The 20,453-nt window shown below is 63.9% G+C and carries 19 protein-coding genes and 1 tRNA gene; 14 read left to right on the top strand and 6 right to left on the bottom strand.

Features of this window, described 5'->3' with window-relative positions; genetic code table 11:
- Positions 1-213 precede the first annotated feature (213 nt).
- From F2P44_RS12775 to F2P44_RS12765, 3 genes are all read right to left on the bottom strand, one after another.
- The gene (locus F2P44_RS12775) at positions 214-1,494 is read right to left on the bottom strand and encodes a TRAP transporter large permease (protein ID WP_167087069.1); all 1,281 of its coding nucleotides are present in this window, start codon (positions 1,492-1,494) and stop codon (positions 214-216) included.
- Complete coding sequence (locus F2P44_RS12770; RefSeq protein WP_167087068.1) at positions 1,491-2,060, bottom strand: TRAP transporter small permease; 570 nt, start codon at positions 2,058-2,060, stop codon at positions 1,491-1,493. Before F2P44_RS12770 ends, F2P44_RS12775 begins: the two co-directional genes overlap by 4 nt.
- 87 nt (positions 2,061-2,147) lie before the next feature.
- Positions 2,148-3,140, bottom strand: coding sequence for a TRAP transporter substrate-binding protein (locus F2P44_RS12765; protein ID WP_167087067.1), 993 nt, complete (start codon positions 3,138-3,140; stop codon positions 2,148-2,150).
- A 125-nt stretch (positions 3,141-3,265) separates the two neighbouring features.
- Here F2P44_RS12765 and F2P44_RS12760 point away from each other — a divergent pair, with 125 nt between their 5' ends.
- The 4 genes from F2P44_RS12760 (at position 3,266) to F2P44_RS12745 (ending at position 6,848) form a co-directional block, all read left to right on the top strand.
- Positions 3,266-5,254 (top strand): sensor histidine kinase, encoded by a 1,989-nt coding sequence (locus tag F2P44_RS12760; protein ID WP_167087066.1) that lies wholly within the window; start codon positions 3,266-3,268, stop codon positions 5,252-5,254.
- A gap of 25 nt (positions 5,255-5,279) precedes the next feature.
- Entirely contained in the window at positions 5,280-5,864 is a 585-nt protein-coding gene (locus F2P44_RS12755) for a response regulator transcription factor (protein WP_167087065.1), read from the top strand.
- 108 nt (positions 5,865-5,972) lie between these two features.
- On the top strand, positions 5,973-6,440 hold the full coding sequence (locus F2P44_RS12750; protein WP_167087064.1) for a DUF2061 domain-containing protein: 468 nt from the start codon (positions 5,973-5,975) through the stop codon (positions 6,438-6,440).
- A 33-nt stretch (positions 6,441-6,473) separates the two neighbouring features.
- A complete protein-coding gene (locus F2P44_RS12745; RefSeq protein ID WP_167087063.1) occupies positions 6,474-6,848 on the top strand; it encodes a DUF3052 family protein in 375 nt (124 codons plus the stop codon).
- A gap of 14 nt (positions 6,849-6,862) precedes the next feature.
- Here the strand turns inward: F2P44_RS12745 and queG are convergent, their stop codons facing one another.
- Positions 6,863-7,957 (bottom strand): tRNA epoxyqueuosine(34) reductase QueG, encoded by a 1,095-nt coding sequence (queG, locus tag F2P44_RS12740; RefSeq protein WP_187363298.1) that lies wholly within the window; start codon positions 7,955-7,957, stop codon positions 6,863-6,865.
- 56 nt (positions 7,958-8,013) lie between these two features.
- On the opposite strand from queG, the gene tsaE reads away from it, so the two are divergent.
- From tsaE to F2P44_RS12725, 3 genes are read left to right on the top strand one after another with little or no spacing between them, the layout of a single operon-like run.
- Positions 8,014-8,499 carry a tRNA (adenosine(37)-N6)-threonylcarbamoyltransferase complex ATPase subunit type 1 TsaE gene (tsaE, locus tag F2P44_RS12735; protein ID WP_167087061.1) on the top strand — a complete coding sequence of 162 codons (486 nt, stop codon included), beginning with the start codon at positions 8,014-8,016 and terminating at the stop codon, positions 8,497-8,499.
- Positions 8,463-9,980: an N-acetylmuramoyl-L-alanine amidase gene (locus F2P44_RS12730; RefSeq protein WP_167087060.1), complete on the top strand. Its 1,518-nt coding sequence runs from the start codon at positions 8,463-8,465 to the stop codon at positions 9,978-9,980. The genes tsaE and F2P44_RS12730 overlap by 37 nt, the downstream gene beginning before the upstream one ends.
- Positions 9,981-9,988: 8 nt before the next feature.
- Positions 9,989-10,795, top strand: a complete 807-nt coding sequence (locus tag F2P44_RS12725; protein WP_167087059.1) for a D-hexose-6-phosphate mutarotase — start codon at positions 9,989-9,991, stop codon at positions 10,793-10,795.
- Positions 10,796-10,798: 3 nt separating this feature from the next.
- Here F2P44_RS12725 and F2P44_RS12720 read toward each other — a convergent pair whose 3' ends face one another.
- Positions 10,799-11,833: a carbonic anhydrase gene (locus F2P44_RS12720; RefSeq protein ID WP_167087058.1), complete on the bottom strand. Its 1,035-nt coding sequence runs from the start codon at positions 11,831-11,833 to the stop codon at positions 10,799-10,801.
- Positions 11,834-11,952: 119 nt separating this feature from the next.
- Positions 11,953-12,597: a VTT domain-containing protein gene (locus F2P44_RS12715; protein ID WP_167087057.1), complete on the bottom strand. Its 645-nt coding sequence runs from the start codon at positions 12,595-12,597 to the stop codon at positions 11,953-11,955.
- Between the two features lie 182 nt (positions 12,598-12,779).
- On the opposite strand from F2P44_RS12715, the gene F2P44_RS12710 reads away from it, so the two are divergent.
- The 7 genes from F2P44_RS12710 to F2P44_RS12680 all read left to right on the top strand — a co-directional run bounded on the left by F2P44_RS12710 (position 12,780) and on the right by F2P44_RS12680 (position 20,418).
- A complete protein-coding gene (locus F2P44_RS12710) occupies positions 12,780-13,712 on the top strand; it encodes a peptidylprolyl isomerase (RefSeq protein ID WP_167087056.1) in 933 nt (310 codons plus the stop codon).
- A 330-nt stretch (positions 13,713-14,042) separates the two neighbouring features.
- Entirely contained in the window at positions 14,043-15,920 is a 1,878-nt protein-coding gene (gene mutL, locus F2P44_RS12705; RefSeq protein WP_167087055.1) for a DNA mismatch repair endonuclease MutL, read from the top strand.
- Positions 15,917-17,146 (top strand): multidrug effflux MFS transporter, encoded by a 1,230-nt coding sequence (locus F2P44_RS12700; RefSeq protein WP_167087054.1) that lies wholly within the window; start codon positions 15,917-15,919, stop codon positions 17,144-17,146. Before mutL ends, F2P44_RS12700 begins: the two co-directional genes overlap by 4 nt.
- A complete protein-coding gene (gene miaA, locus F2P44_RS12695; protein ID WP_167087053.1) occupies positions 17,143-18,087 on the top strand; it encodes a tRNA (adenosine(37)-N6)-dimethylallyltransferase MiaA in 945 nt (314 codons plus the stop codon). The genes F2P44_RS12700 and miaA overlap by 4 nt, the downstream gene beginning before the upstream one ends.
- Before the next feature lie 51 nt (positions 18,088-18,138).
- Positions 18,139-18,215 (top strand) — tRNA-Met (locus tag F2P44_RS12690).
- A gap of 165 nt (positions 18,216-18,380) precedes the next feature.
- Complete coding sequence (locus F2P44_RS12685) at positions 18,381-19,625, top strand: tyrosine-type recombinase/integrase (RefSeq protein WP_167087052.1); 1,245 nt, start codon at positions 18,381-18,383, stop codon at positions 19,623-19,625.
- Positions 19,612-20,418 carry a hypothetical protein gene (locus F2P44_RS12680; RefSeq protein ID WP_167087051.1) on the top strand — a complete coding sequence of 269 codons (807 nt, stop codon included), beginning with the start codon at positions 19,612-19,614 and terminating at the stop codon, positions 20,416-20,418. Before F2P44_RS12685 ends, F2P44_RS12680 begins: the two co-directional genes overlap by 14 nt.
- Positions 20,419-20,453 lie beyond the last annotated feature (35 nt).

Below are 20,453 nucleotides of genomic sequence, written 5' to 3'. Positions count from 1 at the left end.
CCCGGCTGTTTGGTCATGCCAACAGCATTCTGTAAAACGCGTGTCTCCTCGATATTTCTCCGGTATGGACTACCGTTTCTTCTATCTTCCCACTCCCCCAACCTGCAATCCGTTCGCCCCATTCGCACCAGTATGGTGCTGAATCGGTGCTCATCATAACTTATTTAATTTCAGAAAATGTGGCTTTTTTTTCACGGTGGGGGAAAATATATTTTACTTATAAATTAAATTTGGCAGCCACAGGGAAATCTGTGGTACGTAGGTCACGATCACCAGGAAGCCCAGCATCGTCAGCAGCCACGGCATCACCGCCACCGTCAATTCCGAGATGCCCATCTTGGTGATGCCCGAGGCCACGTACAGGTTCAGGCCGACCGGAGGATGGCACATGCCCACTTCCATGTTGACGATGATCAGGATGCCGAAGTGCACAGGATCGATGCCCAGTTTCATCGCCACCGGGAACAGGATGGGCGCCATGATCAGCACGATCGAGGATGGCTCCATCACGTTGCCGGCCAACAGCAGCAAGATGTTTACCACCAGCAGGAAGCTCACCACGCCCAAACCCTGGCCGGTAATCCAGGCCGCCATCGCTTGCGGAATGCCTTCGCTGGTCATCAGGAAAGAGAACAGCATCGCGTTGGTGATGATGTACAGCAGCATGGCCGACATCGACGCCGAATCGAGCAGCACCTTGGCGACCTGCTTGAGCTTCAAGTCCTTGTAGACGAACACGGCGATGATGAAGGCGTACACCGCCGCCATCGCGGCCGCTTCGGTCGGGGTGAACTTGCCGGAATAAATCCCGCCCATCACGATGACGATCAGCAGCAAGCCCCAGGCGCTCTTGCGGAACGCCAGCCAGCGCTCGCCCCAGCTCGCCTTTGGCATGCGCGGATAGTTATGCTTGCGCGCCAGGAACCAGGTGGTCAGGCCCAGCAGGCTGGCCAGCATGATGCCCGGCACCACGCCGGCCATGAACAGCTGGCCGACCGAGGTATTGGTGGTGACCGAATACATCACCATCACGATCGAGGGCGGAATCAGGATCCCGAGCGCGCCCGAGGTGGTGATCACGCCGGCGCCGAAGCCGCGCGGATAACCCTGGCGCACCATGGCCGGCAGGATGATCGAGCCGATCGCCACCACCGTGGCCGGGCTGGAACCGGACACCGCCGCGAACAGCGCGCACGCCACCACGCCAGCCAGCGCCAGGCCGCCGTGCCAGTGGCCCACCATCGAGGTGGCGAAGTTGATCATGCGCCGCGCCACCCCGCCGTGGGTCAGGAAATTGCCCGCCAAAATGAAGAACGGGATCGCCATGATCTCGAACTTCTCGATGCCGGTAAACAGTTTCAGCGCGACCGACTGGATCGGCACGTCGGTCATGGTAAACAGGAAGGTCAGTACGGTCAGGCCGAGCGAAATCGAAATCGGCATGCCCGTGAGCATCAGCAAGATCAGCAGGGTGAAGATGATGGCGGCGCTCATGCGGCACCGCCTTTCGCCGCGGCGATCTCGTCTTCGAGGCCTTCGACATGGCCGTGGTCATGCTTGGGCAGGGCGCCGGTGCGGATGAAATGCACGGCCACCTGGATGAAGCGGAAGCACATCAGGTAGGAGCCGAGCGGTACCGCCAGGTACACCAGCCACATCGGCAGTTCGAGGTCGGACGAGGTCTGGTCGGTCTGCGCCATGTGCCACACAAAATTCGCGCCCAGGGTGCCGACGATGGCGGTGAACGTGGCCCCGGCCAGCAGGCCGAACACGATGAACTTGTCGCGCCACTTGTCGCTCAGGCGGTTGATCAGCACGTCGATGCCGACGTGGATACCGGTGCGCACGCCATATGCCGCCCCGAATTTCGCCATCCAGACGAACATGTAGATGCACAGCTCCTGTGCCCAGCTCGTGTTAATTTGAATCAGCCAGTCTTGCAGGCCGGGAATCGGCAGGCCGGACAGGTAGCGGTGGACCACCGCGACGAACACAACGAGCGTGGCTGCGCCCATCAGGCTCGCAATGATCCACTCTTCCAGATGGTCGAGAAATTTCATGTCGAATCCTTCAAAAAAAGGAAAGGGAAATGGGTGCGGCGCACGCCGGCGCACGCTGCACACAGCGGGCGCCGGGGACCTGTGTGTTTACTTCGCTGCTGCGGCCGTCTTGTTGATCGAACCGATCAGCTCAGCGCCGATGCGGCTTTCCATCTGCTTGTGCACCGGCAGCAGTACCTTGCGCCATTCGGCCTGTTCGGCCGCAGTTGGCGTGTAGATGGCGGTCTTGCCGGTTTTCTTGATCGCTTCGAGCGCCAGGTCGTTATCGCGCTGGGCGATGGCTTTCTCGAACGTGGTGGCCTCGGCCATCGCCTTGACCAGGCTGGCGCGTAGATCGGCCGGCAAGCCATCCCAGAACTTCTTGTTGACGATGACGGCATAGCCCAGGTAGCCGTGGTTGGACAGGGTCACGTGCTTCTGCACTTCGTGCATCTTTTGCGTGAACATGTTCGATGGCGGGTTTTCGGTGCCGTCGACCACGCCGGTCTGGAGCGCCTGGTACACCTCGGAGAAGGCCAGCACCTGCGGATTGGCGCCGAGCGCGCGCATTTGCGCGTCGAGCACCTTGGACGACTGGATGCGCAGCTTCTGGCCGCGGAAGTCGGCCGGCACGCGCAACTGCTTGTTGGCCGACATCACCTTGAAGCCGTTATCCCAATACGCCAGGCCGGTAATGCCCTTCGGTTCGAGTTTTTGCAGCAAGCCCTTGCCGATCGGTCCTTCGGTCACGCTGTACAGCGCCGCCTTGCTCGGGAAAATGTACGGCAGGTCGAAGGCTTCGAATTCCTTCACGCCCAGCGGGCCGAACTTGGCCAGCGAGGGGGCCAGCATCTGCACCGCGCCCAGCTGCAACGCTTCCAGCTCTTCCTTGTCCTTGTACAGCTGGCTGTTCGGGTAGACTTCGACTTTCACCCGGCCATTGGTGGCTTTTTCAGCCAGCGCCTTGAAGCGTTCGGCAGCCTGGCCTTTGGGAGTGTCGGTTGCCACAACATGGCTGAACTTGATCACGATAGGCGCTTGCGCCCATGCATTGAAACTGGCCGCGGCGGCGAGCGCGACGACGAGCGATTTAATCTGCATACTTGTCTCCCTGTTAATGGTAACCAACATTTCTTGACTGCAAGGTAGTCTGCCCACCGTCATTCTGCACTGCAATTGTGGATAACCACAATAGGCAAGAGACACAAATACGGACACTTTGTGCCATGAATTCCACTTCCAAGCCCACGCGTCCTCTTTTCATGCTCGGCGGCCCCTGGCGCTGGCTGCTGCCGGTGCTGCTGGTACTGTTGTTTCTGGCGGTGCTGTTCTGGCTGCCATGGCAGGCGCGCCAGATGGAATCCACCGAGCGCCAGGAACAATTGATCGCCGACACCTTGTGGGTCGAGCAAACCATCCGCTTCGAGCTGACCCGCAACGAGGAAGCGCTGGCGGCGCTGGGCGCCGAGCTGGTCGAGGGCAAGCTCGGCGCGGCGGCCTTGCAGGCGCGCCTGGCCACCATGCTCAAGCTCGGCCACGAACTGGAGCAGGTGCGCTGGTTCGACGCCGATGCGCGCCTGCTGGCATCGAGCGCGGCGCCCGGCGCCCAGCTGCTGCGCGCGCCCGCGCGCGACGCCGCCGAGATGGCGCGCGCCGGCCGCCTGGGGCGCTACGCCGAACCGTATGCGGGCGCCCTGCCGGCCCAGCGCCTGCTCGACTACCATCTGCCGCTGTTTCGCGACGGCCGCTACATGGGCAGCCTGGTGGCCACGGTCGACCTCAAGATCCTGCTCGACGAAACCGTGCCCTGGTGGTTCGCCCAGGATAACGCCATCTCGCTACTCGACCGCGACGATGCGCTGCTGGCCAAGCGCGCCGCCGCCGGCCCCGGGCGCGGGGTGTACACCCACAAGCGCGCGCTCGACCTGAGCGGCGCCTCGGTCATGCTGGCCACCGACAGCGTCAAGAGCGAACCGCGCCTGCTGCCCAACCTGCTGGTCGGTTCGGTGGTGCTGCTGGCGCTCGGGCTGGTGGCCAGCCTGGCGGCGCTGTGGCGCCACATCGCGCGCCGGCTGGCGGCCGAAGGCGCGCTGCGCCAGCAGATGGCGTTTCGCACGGCCATGGAAAATTCCCTGGTCACCGGCTTGCGCGCGCGCGACCTGGAAGGGCGCGTCACCTACGTCAACCCGGCCTTTTGCCAGATGGTCGGCCTGCCGCCCGAGGAGTTGCTTGGCAAGACCCCGCCCATGCCCTACTGGGCGCCGGAAGCGATGGCGGTCTACCAGCAGCGCTTCGCCGCCGTGCTGGCCGGCGAAGCGACCCAGCAGTTCGAAACCATTTTCCAGCGCAGCGATGGCGTGCGCGTGCCGGTGCTCATTTTCGAAGCCCCGCTGGTCGACAGCGACGGGCGCCAGACCGGCTGGATGAGTTCGATTCTCGACATTTCGGACTTGAAGCGCGTCGAAGAACTCAACCGCCAGCAGCAGGAAAAGCTGCAAGCGAGCGCGCGCCTGGCCACCATGGGCGAGATCTCATCGATGCTGGCGCACGAGCTGAACCAGCCGCTGGCGGCCATTGCCAGCTACACCACCGGGGCCCTGAACGTGCTGGGGCGTGCCCAGGCCAGCGGCCAGGCGGTCGACGCCGGCCTGCTGCAACCGGCGCTGGAACAAGCCAGCCTGCAAGCCCAGCGCGCCGGGCAAATCATCCGCAGCGTGCACGAATTCGTCAAAAAGCGCGAACCGCAGCGCCAGCAGATCGGCATCCAGGCCCTGGTCGACGGCATTTACGCGCTCATTGAGCTCCAGGCGCGCAAGTTTTACGTGGTCCTCGACACCCATATCGCGCCCGACCTGCCGTGCGTGAGCGCCGACCGCATGATGCTCGAACAAGTCTTGCTGAACCTGACGCGCAACGGCATCGAAGCGATGCAAGACATCGCCCCCGGGCGGCGCCTGCTGCGCATCAGCGCCACCCACGAGCAGGGCCAGGTGTGCGTGGCCGTGACCGACCAGGGCCACGGCATCGCGCCCGAGGTGGCCGAACGCTTGTTTTCACCGTTTTTCTCGACCAAGGCCGAAGGCATGGGGATGGGTTTGTCGGTCTGCCGCAGCGCCGTCGAATTTCACGGCGGCAGCCTGAAACACGCCGCCAATCCGGACGGCGGCACCATCTTCAGCTTCAGCTTGCCGGCGCAAGCGGCGCCGCTGGGGTAGACTACGCGAAAAACCGGAGACTCCCATGTTGCATATCGTCGACGACGAGGACGTCCTGCGCGACTCCCTCGTCTGGCTGGCGCGCTCCCGCGGGATTGACGCCTGCGGGCACGCCAGCGCCCACCTTTTCCTGGAGCAGGCCGCGGGCCGCTTCGACGCGCACGGCGACTGCCTGCTGCTCGACGTGCGCATGCCCGACCTGAACGGGGTGGCCGTGTTCGACCAATTGGTCGCGCGCGGCCTGACTGCGCGCCTGCCCGTCATCTTCCTGACCGGCCACGGCGACGTGCCGATGGCGGTCGACAGCCTGAAACGCGGCGCCTTCGACTTCTTTGAAAAGCCGTTCGACGGCAACCGCCTGATGGACCGGGTCGAGGAAGCGCTGGCCCTGTCGCGCCAGGCGGGCGCCAGCGCGCTGGTGCAGGCGCGCCTGGCCAGCCTGTCGGCGCGCGAACGCGAAGTGCTGGACCTGATCCTGGCCGGCAAGATGAACAAGGTCGTCGCCGACCAGCTCGGCATCAGCATGCGCACCGTGGAAGTGCACCGCGCCCACATCTTCGACAAAATGCAGGTCAAGACGGCGGTGGAACTGGCCGGCCTGCTCAAATAGCCGGCTCATAGCCGCGCGCTATCGCGCCGGCATGTAGAATCAACTGTCTTTTCCAAATGCGAACGATTATCATTCAATGATCGGTCACGCAACAGGAAGGATGGCATCATGGTCAGGGCAGCGGCAAAAACGACGAGCAGGATCGCCACCCACATGGCGATCGCCTGCGCCCTGACCTGGCTGATGACGGGCTCGATCGCGCTGGGCGGGCTGGCCGCCGTCATCGAGCCGGTGCTCAACGTGGCGCTGCTGCCGCTGCATGAGAAAGCCTGGCACGCGCTGGCCGGACTGGCGCGCACGGCGCGCGCCCGCATGCTGGCGCTGGCCCTGGAAAAGCTCAGCCAGACCGGCTTGCACATCGTGCTTGCCTTCGGGGTGATGGCCTGGGCCAGCGGCTCGCTGGCCTTTGGCGGGCTGGCCGCGCTGATCGAACCGCTGCTTAACGTCATCGTCCTGCCCTTCCATGACCGCCTGTGGGACCGCTTCGGCAAGGTTGGCCGGGAAGAAATTGAACAAGATATTCAAAATGACATTGAACGCAATGGTGCGTACCCGGGTCAAACACTGGTAGCATAATTTCGCTTCCTAATTCAATCTGGGTACCATCCGATGAGCGAAAAGACGATAGCCGACAAGATGTACCTGAAGACTGCCAAGTCGCTGGCGGTCTTCAATGGCGCGGTGCATGCCGCCATGATGGAACAGTTGCCGAAGAGCTTGATCAACGACGACGAAGGACCGGCGGATGTGGTGCTGGTGTTCGCGCTGAACCAGGCTGAGCTTGAAAAATGGTTTCCGGCCGCACTCGAGCGGCTGGGCGAAAAGGGGTCGCTGTGGGTTGCCTACCTCAAGCCGAGCGCGCCGAAAGCCACCGACATCACCCGCGATAGCATTTTTGCGTGGGCCAAGGAGCAAGGGGTGACCGGCGTGGCAATGGTGTCGATGGATAGCGACTGGTCGGCGGTGAGGTTGAAGCGCTTGTAGGGGAACGGCGGTGGCTATTGAGCATGCCGCTTCAACGCCCACGCCACATGCTCGCGCACCATCGGCGAGGCATGGTCGGCGCGCGCCTGCAATGCCGCCACGATGCGCGCATCGCCACGGCTACCCTCGGCCGCATTGCCCAGCCCCACCGCCAGATTGCGCAGCCAGCGCTGGTGCCCGATGCGCCGGATCGGGCTGCCCTCCAGCTTGCGCCCGAACTCCTCCTCGCTCCAGCCGAACAAACTCACCATATCCGCACTGCCGAGTTCATTGCGCTCATCGAAATCGGGCACCACGGCGCGCTGCGCGAACTTATTCCACGGGCACGCTGTCTGACAATCATCGCAGCCGTACACGCGGTTGCCAATCAGGGGGCGCAGCTCTTCCGGAATGCTGTTTTTCAATTCAATGGTCAGGTAGGAAATGCAGCGGCGCGCATCGAGCCGTCCGGGCGCCAGGATCGCCTGGGTCGGGCAGGCCGTGATGCACGCGCTGCACTGGCCGCAGTGGGCGCTGGCCGGCGCATCGACCGGCAGCGCCACGTCGACCAGGATCTCGCCGATGAAAAACATCGACCCGGCATCGCGATTGAGAATCAGAGTGTGCTTGCCGCGCCAGCCGATGCCGGCCTTTTCGGCCAGCGGCAATTCCATGACCGGCGCCGAGTCGGTAAACACCCGGAAGCCCAGCTGCCCGGTCTCGCGCTCGATGCGCTCGGCCAGCTGCTGCAGGCGACTGCGCAGCACCTTATGATAGTCGCGCCCACGCGCATAGATCGAAATGACCGCTGCGCCCGGGTCGCGCAGGCGCGCCGCTTCGCGCTCGCGCCAATCGTCCGGGGTGGCGCTGGGCAGGTAATCCATGCGCGCACTGATGACCCGCACCGTGCCCGGCACCAGTTCGGCGGGACGGGCCCGCTTCATGCCGTGGCTGGCCATGTACTCCATCTCGCCATGGCGGCCCGCGTCCAGCCAGGCTTGCAAGCCCGCCTCGGCATGCGACAGGTCGGCGTCGCTGATGCGCACGTCGGCAAAGCCCAGTTCCGCCCCCCAGCGCTTGATGGAGTGCGCCAATGCGGACAAATCGGGTTCGGCGTGAGAAGAAAGCATGGTAGGCGGGAGTACAATCGGGGGACTGACAAACATTACAGACCACATTCTATTCCATGCAGCACTTCAAAGCCCACCTCCACGACGAAGCCGGCACCGCCGCCCTGGGCGCCGCACTGGCGCGCGCCCTGCTGCCGGGCCTGGCCATCCACCTGCACGGCGACCTTGGCGCCGGCAAGACCGCCCTCACCCGCGCCCTGCTGCACGCGGCCGGCCACGCGGGCACCGTCAAGAGCCCGACCTACACCTTGTCCGAGCCCTACAGCATCAAGCTCGACGGGCGCGCGGTGAATATCATCCATTTCGACCTGTACCGCATGGGCAGTGCCGAAGAATTCCTGGACGCCGGTTTTCGCGAAGAATTCAATGGGGACAACATCTGCATCGTCGAATGGCCGGAAAAAGCCGATCCGGTGCTGCCGGCGCCCGACCTGAGTGTATTCCTTCACGTTGCCGGACTCGGCCGTGATGTAGAATTGCAAGCGTTGTCCGACCTGGGTTTGCTATGCCTCAACCGCCTTACTTTCGCACCAAACCTTTGATTCCGGGACCAGTAACCCGGCGCACCATCCTGAAAGCTGGCGGCACCCTGCTGCTTTCCGTGTTTCCCGTTCTGCCCGCCGCCGCCGCGCAAATTCTCGCGGTGCGCGTCTGGCCGGCCGCCGACTACACCCGCGTCACGCTCGAAAACGACAGCGACCTCAAAGTCACCCACTTCACCGTGCCCGACCCGCAGCGCCTGGTGGTCGACATCGAAGGGCTGGAACTCAATCCCACCCTGAAAAGCCTGGTGGCCAAGATCCAGTCGGGCGACCCGTACATCAAGCAGGTGCGGGTGGGCCAGAACCGGCCCAACGTGGTGCGCCTGGTGTTCGACCTGAAAGAAGAAATCAAGCCGCAGGTGTTTACGCTGGCACCGGTCGGCAGCTACAAGCACCGCCTGATTTTCGATTTATATCCGGTCAAGGCGGTCGACCCGATCGCGGCGATGATCGAAAAAGGCGAGTGGTCGCGCGCCGACGCGCCGCCCGGCAGCCCGGAAATGCCGGCGCCCGCGCCCAAGCCACCGTTGGCGGCAACGCCAGCGGCGAGCGCGCCAGTGACCGCGCCCGCCGTCACGCCGCCACCCGTGCTGACGCCTGCGCCGGCACCAGTGGTCGTCGTGGCGCCGGCTGCTCCGGTGCTGGCCCAGCCAAGCGTGCCGGCGCCGCCCGCCGTGGCGGTACCGAAAACCGAACTGCCCGAACCGGCCCCGGTGCGTCCCGACCCGCCGCGCGTGGCGGCATCGAAGGGTGACAAGGGAGGCAAGGTGGTGCGCATGATGACCATCGCGCTCGACCCCGGCCACGGCGGCGAAGACCCGGGCGCGATCGGCGCGTCCGGCACGCGCGAAAAAGACATCGTGCTGGCGATCGCCAAGCGGCTCAAATTCAAGCTCGAAGAGCAGCCCAACATGCGCGTCATGCTCACGCGCGACGGCGACTACTTCGTGCCGCTCGGCGTGCGCGTCGAAAAAGCGCGCAAGGTGCAGGCCGACCTGTTCGTGTCGCTCCACGCCGACGCCTTCATGCTGCCGACCGCGCGCGGCTCGTCGGTGTTCGTGCTGTCCGAAAAAGGCGCCACCTCGACCGCGGCGCGCTGGCTCGCCAACAAGGAAAACCTGGCCGACGCCATCGGCGGCGTGAACATGCAGAGCCACGACAAGCAGATCGCCAGCGTGCTGCTGGACCTGTCGACGACGGCCCAGATCAACGACTCCATGAAACTCGGCAAAGCGGTGCTGGGCGAAATCAGCGGCATCGCGCGCCTGCACAAAGGTTCGGTCGAACAAGCCGGCTTCGCGGTGCTGAAAGCGCCCGACATCCCCTCGATCCTGATCGAGACGGCCTTCATTTCGAACCCCGAAGAAGAAGCCAAGCTGCGCGACAACGGCTACCAGGACCAGATCGCGGCTGCCATCAGCAAGGGCATCAAGCGCTATTTCGCGGCCAATCCGCCGCTGGCCAAGGGCCGCCAGACATGAGCAAATCCATGAGTACCATCGAGATGGCCGAGTACGGCCAACTGCCGGCCGTACGCATTCGCAGCGCCGACGGCGCCCAGGCCATCGTCACGCTGTACGGCGCGCACCTGGTGTCGTGGCAGGGTGCCGATGGCACCGAGCGCCTGTTTTGCAGCGCCAGATCGGCACTCGACGGCAGCCGGGCGATTCGCGGCGGCGTGCCGGTGATCTTCCCCCAGTTCGCCGAACGTGGTACCGGCATGCGCCATGGCTTCGCGCGCGTGGCTAGCTGGCGCTTGCAGGACAGCGGTGCGCACGATGGCGCCGCGTTTGCCGTCTTCGCGCTGGAAAATAGCGACCTGGCACCGGCGCTGGCGCAAGCCTGGCCGCACGGCTTCGCGCTGACGCTGCGGGTGGAGGTGCATGGCGCCGCACTGGCGCTGGCGTTCGAGGTGCGCAATACGGGCCTGGACGCCTTTGCGTTTTCGGCCGCCCTGCACACCTATTTTTCGGTCAGCCAGCTGGCGCGGGTGCGCATCGGCGGAGTGCAGGAAGGGCTGCTGCACATCGAGGACAAATTCGACCATATCTTCCAGGGCATCGACGGCGCCATGACGCTCGCCGATGGCGGCACCACCCTGCACCTTGCGCAAAGCGGCTTTGGCGACGCGGTGGTGTGGAACCCCGGCGCACTCGACGCGGCCGCGCTGAGCGACATGATCGAGGCCGAGTACCAGCGCTTCGTGTGCATCGAACCGGCCCTGATCGCGCCGTTGACACTGGCCCCGGGCGCGACCTGGCGCGGTGCGCACCAGGTCCGCATCGAGGCGCAATAAGCCTTAGTTCGATTCCTTGATCATGCGTCCGGCGCTCGATTGAAGCGGCCGGGCGTTGAGCGGATACATGCGGGAAAACAGCGCCATCTGGGCCGGCGACGCCTGCATCGGCTGCTTCATCACCAGCCACAGCACGCCTTCATTGCAAGGCGGCGTGGTGAGCGAGCCCATGAACGTGAAGTAATCGCGGCGCTGCGGCAGCATGTCGGCTACATCGAGCACCACGTTCGGATTGACGACATCGAGCTTTTCCAGCGGCAGATTGTTCCACACCGTCTGGATCAGATTATTCCCCTTGCCGCGTTCGAGCAGCACCGCCAGCACCGCCAGCTTGCCCTCCGGGTCCTTGTGCACCATGTGCACCACCATCTCGAAACCCTTGCCGTTGACGCGCTCCTCGGACGGGCGATGGAAGTGGAACTGCAGCAGCTCGTAGGAGCGGTTCTGCACCGTGAGAAAATTGCCGCCGCCGACCGTCACCTGCACGGTATGGCCGTTATCGACCACGCTGAAGCCCGACGGCTTGTAATCGAAGGTGATCTGCTCCAGGTCGACCTTCATGCCATCGCGCAGGTCGATCGGCGACTGGCGCGTGCCGGTATCGCACTTGGCCCAGGCCGAATTGATCTTGCCCCAGTTGGCCGGCCCGGTTTCGCCTTCATACGACCAGTGCTCGCTGTGGAAGGGGCGCGCCGGCGGCGGCTGGGTGATCGCGGCGACGGCTTCGCGGCGCGTGACGGCCGCCTTTTTGGCCTTGGCGGCGGCGGCCACACGGGCCGCCTGGTTGGCGCGCATGACGGCCAGGCGGGCGGCGATCTTGGCCGACAGTTCGGCTTCGGCATCGGCCTCGCTCAGCGCCTGGGCGGCGGCCGCCTTGGCCGAGGGCTTGGCGGCGGCCGGCTCCCTGGCCGCTTCGGCGGGCGCCGGCTTGGACGCCGCCGGTTTGGACGCGGCAGCGTGGGCGGCGGCGGGAGGATCGTTGGCGCTTGCCGTCGAGATGGCCAAACTGCAAGCAAAGAGGGCGATCAGGTTGCGCATGATGTTCCAGAAAGTAGAAATACAGTCTGGTTATCGGCGGGTGCGCGCGGAAACTTGAGTCCATAAAGCAACATCGGCGCGAAAATCTCGCGCCGATGGGGGATGGCGATGGCCGTCGCTTAACGGCTGAGCATCTTGCGGCTGACTTTCCACAAACCGCCGAGCGCCAGCGGCACGATGGCCGCGCTCACGCCGAGCAGGACGATGAGGGTCAGGTTGTCGCGCACGATAGGCAAATTGCCAAAGAAGAATCCCGCCGTCACCAGGCTGATCACCCAGATGGCCGCGCCGGCGAAGTTATACAACTGGAAACGCGCATGCGTCATGTCCGATACCCCGGCCACGAACGGCGCGAAGGTGCGCACCACCGGCACGAAGCGCGCCAGGATGATGGTCTTGCCGCCGTGCTTCTCGAAGAAATCGTGGGTGCGGCGCATGGCATCCTTGTTGATCCAGCGGTAATTATGGGTAAACACCCGCTGCCCGATGGCTTCGCCGATCCAGTAATTGAGGGTATTGCCGGTGACGGCGGCGGTGATCAGCAAGGTGATCAGGACCCAATAATCGAGCTGGCCGCTGACGCAGGCCGCGCCCGCGATGAACAAGAGTGTATCGCCGGGAAAAAAGAACAGCACTACCAGGCCGGTTTCGCAAAACACGATGGCAAACAGGACGGCGTAAACATAGACACCATACTTGGCCAGCAACACCCCAAGCGTCTTATCGACATGCAGAATCATGTCGAAGAATTGCATCAGATCCATAAATATCCTAAAAGGTAGCGCCGCATCATAACATCACTCGGTGTCGAAAATTGTATCCGCTGGCGGGGGGGCAGCAAGAAATCGAGGCGCCCCGGAAGTTTCCTCACTGGCCATCTTGCGGTTTACAATTGTCGCGAGCGGCGCAGCGGACGCCATGCCAGCAACCGACCTGGAGACAACAGATGGATGTATTACATGGAATAAACAAGGCCAGCCTGCTGGCGGCCATGGCGGCGGGCAGCCTGGTGCTGCCGGCGCAGGCTGCGCGGCCGGCCAGGGAACTGGCGACCAAGCCGACGGTGGCCGACGTGGTCAAGGCATCGACGCCAGCGGACTGGCGCGCGCTCGACCCCGAGAACACCCTCTATATGGATATCCCCGGCGGGCGGGTGGTCATCGAACTGGCGCCGGTGTTCGCGCCCAGGCATGCGGCCAACATCAAGACGCTGGCCCGCGAAAACTACTTCGACGGCCTGGCGATCATCCGCTCGCAGGACAACTGGGTGGTGCAATGGGGCGACCCGGACGAAAAGAATCCGCGCCCGATGAAAACGGCCAAGGCCACCCTGCCCGCCGAATTCACGGTAGCGATGAAAAACGACGTCCACTTCACGCGCCTGCCCGACCGCGACGGCTATGCGCCGCGGGTCGGGCACTCGAACGGCTTTCCATCGGCGCGCGACCCGAAATCGGGGCAGGCCTGGCTGACCCACTGCTACGGCATGGTCGGGGTGGGGCGCGACAACGGCGCCGACAGCGGCGGCGGCTCCTCGCTGTACGTGGTGATCGGGCACGCCCCGCGTCATCTGGACCGCAACATCACGGTGGTGGGGCGCGTCATTTCCGGCATGCCGCTGTTATCGACCCTGCCGCGCGGCGCCGCGCCGATGGGGTTTTACGACAAGCCCGAGCAGCACGTCCCGATCGCCTCGTTCAAGGTAGCGGCCGACGTGCCGGAATCCGAGCGCAGCAAATTTGAAGTGATGCGCACCGACAGCGCCGCCTACAAAGCGGCGCTCGAAGCCCAGCGCAACCGTGGCGGCCCCTGGACCAAGGTCGCCGCCGGCCACCTCGACCTGTGCAACGCCCCCATCCCCGTGCGCGAACAGCAATAATTCCCCAACCGGGGTCTGACCTCTGACTCGAAACTTTTTCGTTTCACAACAGCCCCTCCCCCAACCGGGGCCTGACCTCTGACTTGCAACTTTTCCCTTGCCCAACTGAGGTCTGACCCTGGTTGGGCAACAATCTGTAGCATTTGCGCCATAGTCCGTCGGCTCATCGCACCAAGATCGCTGAAATTCTGTTTGTTCACAGTTTACCGGCCCTGGGTTTTACAAAGTTGCAAGTCAGAGGTCAGACCCCGGTTGTAGGAATTTGATTCATGTTATGGGAACTCGGGAGAGCGCTGCGGCAATCGCGGGAGCAGGGGATATAATTCGCGCATGAACGCTCCTATTTCCGCGCACCGCCCGATCCAGGCCCTCCCCGACCAGCTGATTTCGCAAATTGCCGCCGGCGAGGTGGTCGAGCGGCCGTCGGCCGTGGTCAAGGAATTGCTGGAAAACGCGCTCGACGCCGGCGCCACCCAGATCACCGTGCGCCTCGAAGAAGGCGGCGTGAAACGCATCGCGATCACCGATAACGGCCGCGGCATCGCGCCCGACCAGCTGCCGCTCGCCCTGGCGCGCCATGCGACGTCCAAGATCGCTTCCCTGACCGACCTCGAAAACGTGGCGACACTCGGCTTTCGCGGCGAGGCACTCGCGTCCATCGCGGCCGTGGCCGCCGTCTCGGTCACCTCGCGCACCGCCGATGCGCCGCACGCCTGGGAAATCGTCGGCTCGCATCACGGCACCGTCGCCCCGTCCTCCGGCGCGCACGGCACCACCATCGATGTCCAGGACCTGTACTTCAACACCCCGGCACGGCGCAAGTTCCTCAAATCGGAGCAGACCGAATACGGCCATTGCGCGGAAGTGGTGCGCCGCATCGCCCTGGCGCGTCCGGACGTGGCCTTTTCGCTGTCGCACAACGGCCGCACCATCGATCACTGGAATGTGAGCGAGATGGCGCGCCGCAGCGCCCATATCCTCGGCAGCGATTTCGCCGAGGCGCGCCTGGCCATCGATGAATCGGCCGGCCCCCTGCGCGTGCACGGCTATGCCGGGCTGCCCACCGCGTCCAAGGCGCGCGCCGATGGCCAGTTCTTTTACGTGAACGGGCGCTACGTGCGCGACAAGCTGCTGGTGCACGCGGTGCGCGCGGCCTACCAGGATGTGCTGCACGGCGACCGTTTTCCTTCCTACGTGCTGGCGCTGGACCTCGACCCTTCGCTGGTCGACGTCAACGTGCACCCGTCCAAAATCGAAGTGCGCTTTCGCGACAGCCGCGCGGTGCACCAGTTTGTGTTCCACGCGGTCCAGCGCGCGCTGGCCAAGACCTCGGCCACGGACCACGGCAGCGTGCCGGCGCCGCAAATGGCCGCTGAAGTGGGCGGCGCGTCGACCTGGCGCCGCGAGCACGAGCAGACCAGTTTCGGCGCGCAGCTCTCGGCCACCTATTCGCCCTCGCCCTACCCGCCCGGCAGCCGCTACGACGGCCCCGGCGTGGCGCAAACGATGGACAGCTACGGCGCGCTTTTTTCCGGCGCTTCCGGCAGCACCGATGCGGCCTGCGCGCCCGTCACGCCCTACACCGCGCCGGCGCAGAGCATGTCGAACGATGAATATCCGCTCGGCTTCGCCCTGGCCCAGCTGCACGGTATCTATATCCTGGCCCAGAACACCAAGGGCCTGGTGCTGGTCGACATGCACGCCGCGCACGAACGCATCTTGTACGAACAGCTGAAAAACGCGCTCGACGCGCAGGTCGGCGGCCAGGAGATGCAGGTCCAGGCCCTCCTGATCCCGGTGACCTTCTTCGCCGATGCGGTGGAAGTGGGCACCGCCCAGGAGAACCGCGAGACCTTGCAGGCGCTCGGCTTCGACATCGCGGCGCTGTCGCCCACCACGCTGGCGGTGCGCTCGGTGCCGGCCCTGCTCAAGAACGCCGATGCCCAGACGCTGGCGCGCGACGTGCTGCGCGATGTGCGCGAATTCGGCGGCTCGCGCGTGCTGATCGAGCGCCGCAACGAGTTGCTCGGGACCCTGGCCTGCCACACGGCGGTACGCGCCAACCGCATCCTGAACCAGCCCGAAATGAACGCCCTGCTGCGCCAGATGGAAAGCACCGAACGCGCCGACCAGTGCAACCACGGGCGTCCGACCTGGGTGCAGCTCGATATCTCCTCGCTCGACAAGCTGTTCCTGCGCGGTCAATGACGATGCGCCAGACCGACACCATCGCTCCGCTGGCGCAGTACGCGCACGCCCCGATCCTCCTGCTGATCATCGGTTTCCTGATGCTGCAGCCGCTGTCCACCGATTTGTACCTGGCGTCGCTCCCGAGCCTGGCCACCGGCTTCGGCGTGCCCGCCGCCACCGTGCAACTGACCTTGTCGATGTTCGTGATCGGCTTCGGCGGCGCGCAGTTGATTATCGGCCCGCTGTCGGACCGCTTCGGACGCCGCCCCGTGCTGCTATGGGGCTTGTCGCTGTACGTGGTGGCCAGCCTGCTGTGCGCGGCCTCGCCCAATATCGGCCTGCTGATCGTGGCGCGCTTCCTGCAGGCGCTAGGCTGCTGCTCGGGCGTGATCGTGGCGCGCGCGATCGTGCGCGATGCCTATGCGCCGGCCGACAGCGTGCGCGTGATCGCGCGCGCCAGCTCGTGGATCTCGCTGGCGCCCCTCACCGGCCCCATTCTCGGCTCCTACCTGCAGGTGGCCTTCGGCTGGCGCGCCGCGTTCGTGGCGCTGTCGATCCTGTCGGCGCTGCTGCTGGCGGCGGTCGTGCTGCGCCTGCCCGAGACCAATGCGCATAAAAACCCCAGGGCGACCGAGATCGGTGGCCTCGCGGCCAATTACCGGCTGGTGCTCGGTGCGCGCGAATTCTGGGCCCATGCGCTGCCCGGCGCGCTGTCGTTCGGATCGATCTTCGCCTTCATCTCGGGTTCCTCGCTGGTGCTGATCCGCGTGCTGGGGGTGCCGACCGAGTGGTTCGGCTACTGCTTCGCGCTCGGCGTGTCCGGCTACCTGACCGGCACCATCGTGTGCCGCCGCCTGCTGCCGCTGTTCGGCGCCGCCGTCACGCTGCGCATCGGCAGCACCCTGTCGCTGGCCGCCGGCGCGGTGTTCCTGGCCGCCGTCGGCGCGGGCCTGGCGCATTGGAGCGTGGTGGTGCTGGCCATGTTCATGACGATGGGCGCGCACGGGATCAATTTTCCGGTGTCGCAATCGGGTTCGGTCTCGCCCTTCCCCCAGCAGGCCGGCACCGCCGCCGGTTTGATGGGCGCTTTATATATGTGCGTGGCGTTCGGCGTCGGCACCGTCGTCGGCGCGAGCTTCGACGGCAGCCTGTATCCGCTGGCGCTGATGTCGTGCGGGCTCGGTCTGGCCGTGTTTGCGTCGGTGCGCATGACCGCCACGCCAGTGACGAGGGCCACTTCATGAAACCATTCGCCGTTGCCATCATGGGCCCGACCGCGTCGGGCAAGACCGCGGCCGCGCTGGCCATCGCGCGCGCCATCCCCGCCGAGATCATCTCGGTCGATTCGGCGCTGGTGTACCGCGACATGGATATCGGCACCGCCAAGCCCACGCCCGAGGAACTGGCCAGCGCGCCGCATCACCTGATCGACATCATCGATCCGACCGAGTCGTATTCGGTGGCCCAGTTCCGCGACGATACGCTGCGCCTGGTGGCCGAGATCAGCGCGCGCGGCAACCTGGCGCTGCTGGTCGGCGGGACCATGATGTATTTCAAGGGCCTGGCCGATGGCCTGGATGACTTGCCGGTGGCCGATCCGGCCCTGCGCGTGCGGCTCGATGCCGAAGCGGCCGTCATCGGCTGGCCCGGCATGCACGACAAATTGCGCGCGCTCGATCCGCAAACGGCCGAGCGGCTGGCGCCCAACGACGCCCAGCGCATCAACCGTGCGCTCGAAATCATCGCGCTGTCGGGCAAACCAATGTCGGAACTGCTGGCCAAACGCGAAAAAACCGTGCTGCCCTTCGATCTGCTCTCGTTCGGGCTGGAGCCGCTTGACCGCAGCGTGCTGCACGCGCGCATCGCCACCCGCTTCGACCAGATGCTGGGCGCGCGCGACGACGCCGGCATCGTGGCCGAAGTGGCCGGCCTGCGCGCGCGCGGCGACCTGCATCCGGGCTTGCCGTCGATGCGCTGCGTGGGCTACCGCCAAGCGTGGGATTATCTCGATGGCAAGATCGACCGCGCCGCCCTGCGCGAAACCGGTATCATCGCCACCCGCCAGTTGGCCAAGCGCCAGCTGACCTGGCTGCGTTCAATGCCGGAACGGGTCGTGATTGATTGCCTGAGTGATAACCCTGCCGGGCAGATGCTGGACTTGATTGTGGCCCGACAGCAAAAATAATCAGACGGCCTTGACACGCAAAAAGCAGTTCTCTATAATCTTGGTCTGTCGGGTGATATAGCTCAGTTGGTTAGAGCACAGCATTCATAATGCTGGGGTCGGTGGTTCAAGTCCACCTATCACCACCAAAAACATGGCAAAGTATGACCAAGTTTGCCAAGAAACCCTTAAGAAATCAAACGCTTAGGGGTTTTTTTACGCCTATAGCGCCAAAGTTTGCCCATTGACACCTATGTATTTTGGGGGCAGTCTTGGGGGCCAAACCGATGCCCCCAAAAGGCGATGCCCCCAAAATGCCAAAAATTGTTCTACCTCTCGCTGACAAAACCATCAAAAACGCCAAGGCGAAGGACCGTGCGTACAAGCTTGCTGACGGCGGCGGGCTCTACCTGGAGGTGATGCCCACTGGCGTGAAGCTATGGCGCATGAAGTTCAAGCAGGCGAACGGCAAAGAGAGTCGCCTGTCGTTCGGTTCCTACGACGAGGTGTCGCTGGCCGAGGCCCGTGACAAGCGCGACGCGGCCCGCAAGCAAATGGCCGGCGGCGTGGACCCGGCCCAGGCCCGCCGCATCGAGAAGCAGCAGAAAGCAACACTGGCGAGCAACACGTTCGAGGCTGTGGCGCGCGAGTGGCACGCGAACAAGCTGGATTCCTGGCAACCCCGCACGGCGGCGAACATCATTCACCGGCTGGAAGTCGACGTATTCCCGCTGATCGGGCGGCACCCAATTGCAGAAATCAAGGCTCCGGTCATCCTGGACGTTCTGCGGCAGATCGAAAAGCGTGGCGCTCTCGACATGGCAAAGCGCCAGGGGCAAGTGTGCGGCCAGGTGTTCCGGTACGCCATCGCATCGGGCAAGGCCGACACAGACCCCGTGCCAAGCCTACGGGGCGCTCTCAAGCCCACCATGGGCGGCCACCATGCCGCCATCACCGCCGACGACCTGCCGGACTTCCTGAAAGCCTTCGCCAAGATCGAGGGGCGCATGTTCGTGCCGACTAAGGTCATGTTCCGGCTGATGATGATGACCTTCGTGCGCACCAGTGAGCTGACCGAGACGCCGTGGTCAGAAATCGACCTGGTGAACGAGTCATGGGTCATCGACTGGCACCGCATGAAGATGGGAAAGAAGAAGGTCAACCCGCGCAAGGTCAATCACCATGTGTTCCTGCCGCGCCAAGGCTGGGAGCTGCTGCGCGAACTGCACACGATCACTGGCGGGAACCAGTTCCTGTTCCCCAACATGCGCGACCACACCAAGCCGGCGACGAACTTTGGCATCCTCGCGGCTCTCAAGCGCATGGGTTACGCCGGCAAGATGACCGGCCACGGCTTCCGCTCGCTGGCGATGGGGGTCATCAAAGAGCGGCTGGGCTACCGGCATGAGGTTGTGGACCGCCAGCTCTCGCACGCCTCCGGTGATGCATATGGCGAGGCATACGACCGGGCGCTGTTCCTGGATGAGCGCCGCGTGATGATGCAGGAGTACGCCGACTACCTGGACGCCGTGGCAGGGGTTAAAAGTGAGCTTTCCTAACTGGGCACCACCAGAGATTATTGAGTACCTTACCGAGCTTAGCGACTATCGGGGACTCGGCGTGCTTAGCGAAAATGAAGCGGCAATTACTCTGCGCCTTCATGAGATGTGGACACGGCTCGTTACAAGGACGGAAATGGAACTTGTGTGGCGCTTCATTATTGGGTTAGACAATCAAGTCATGTGTACATTGCGAACAAATGGCGGGCTGCTAGCTACCGTTAATAGGGCGGTGCGAAATTACGAGGAAAACCCAAAGTTCACACGGAGGGGATACGAGGAAGAAATGCACGAGATTGCCAAGCTTGCCGATACCCTTGCGCGCAAGTTGAGCAAATTCAGCAATGCGGGTGCGTGTTACAACCCTTTTCCTCTGCACTCGTTGTTGGATAGCGAACAGATTGAACGTGCCCGCCTAATGATGCACCCTGACATACTCTCGCGCAGACGGGCATTAGCGCCGTTTAGCCTGACATATTACCTGCCGGCAATTGACAAGCAATTGACGCGCCTTTCCAAGAGCGCAATAGAAGAAGCAGTCCGACAGTCGAGCAAACTAAGGCTACCGAGGAAAGTGAACGACAAGAACACTTTCCGGACGTATTTCACCAAAGTAATTGTAGATTTTTTCTTCATCACGTACGCGGATTACTCGCCTTCACGCATTGCAATCTTTTGCAGTGTGGCGCTTGACGACCCGGATATAACTCCGAATCTGGTGGGTAAAATTTTTCCACTTGGGAATGACGAAAAGGAAATGCTTAAACTGAACAAGGCACAACCGGAAGATTAGCGCCGGGAAATCCGTGTAATGCTCCGCGACTCACA

The sequence above is a fragment of the Massilia frigida genome (genome assembly GCF_011682175.1).
GTDB lineage: Bacteria > Pseudomonadota > Gammaproteobacteria > Burkholderiales > Burkholderiaceae_D > Telluria_A > Telluria_A frigida.
This window is presented reverse-complemented; position numbering and strand designations above follow the sequence as displayed.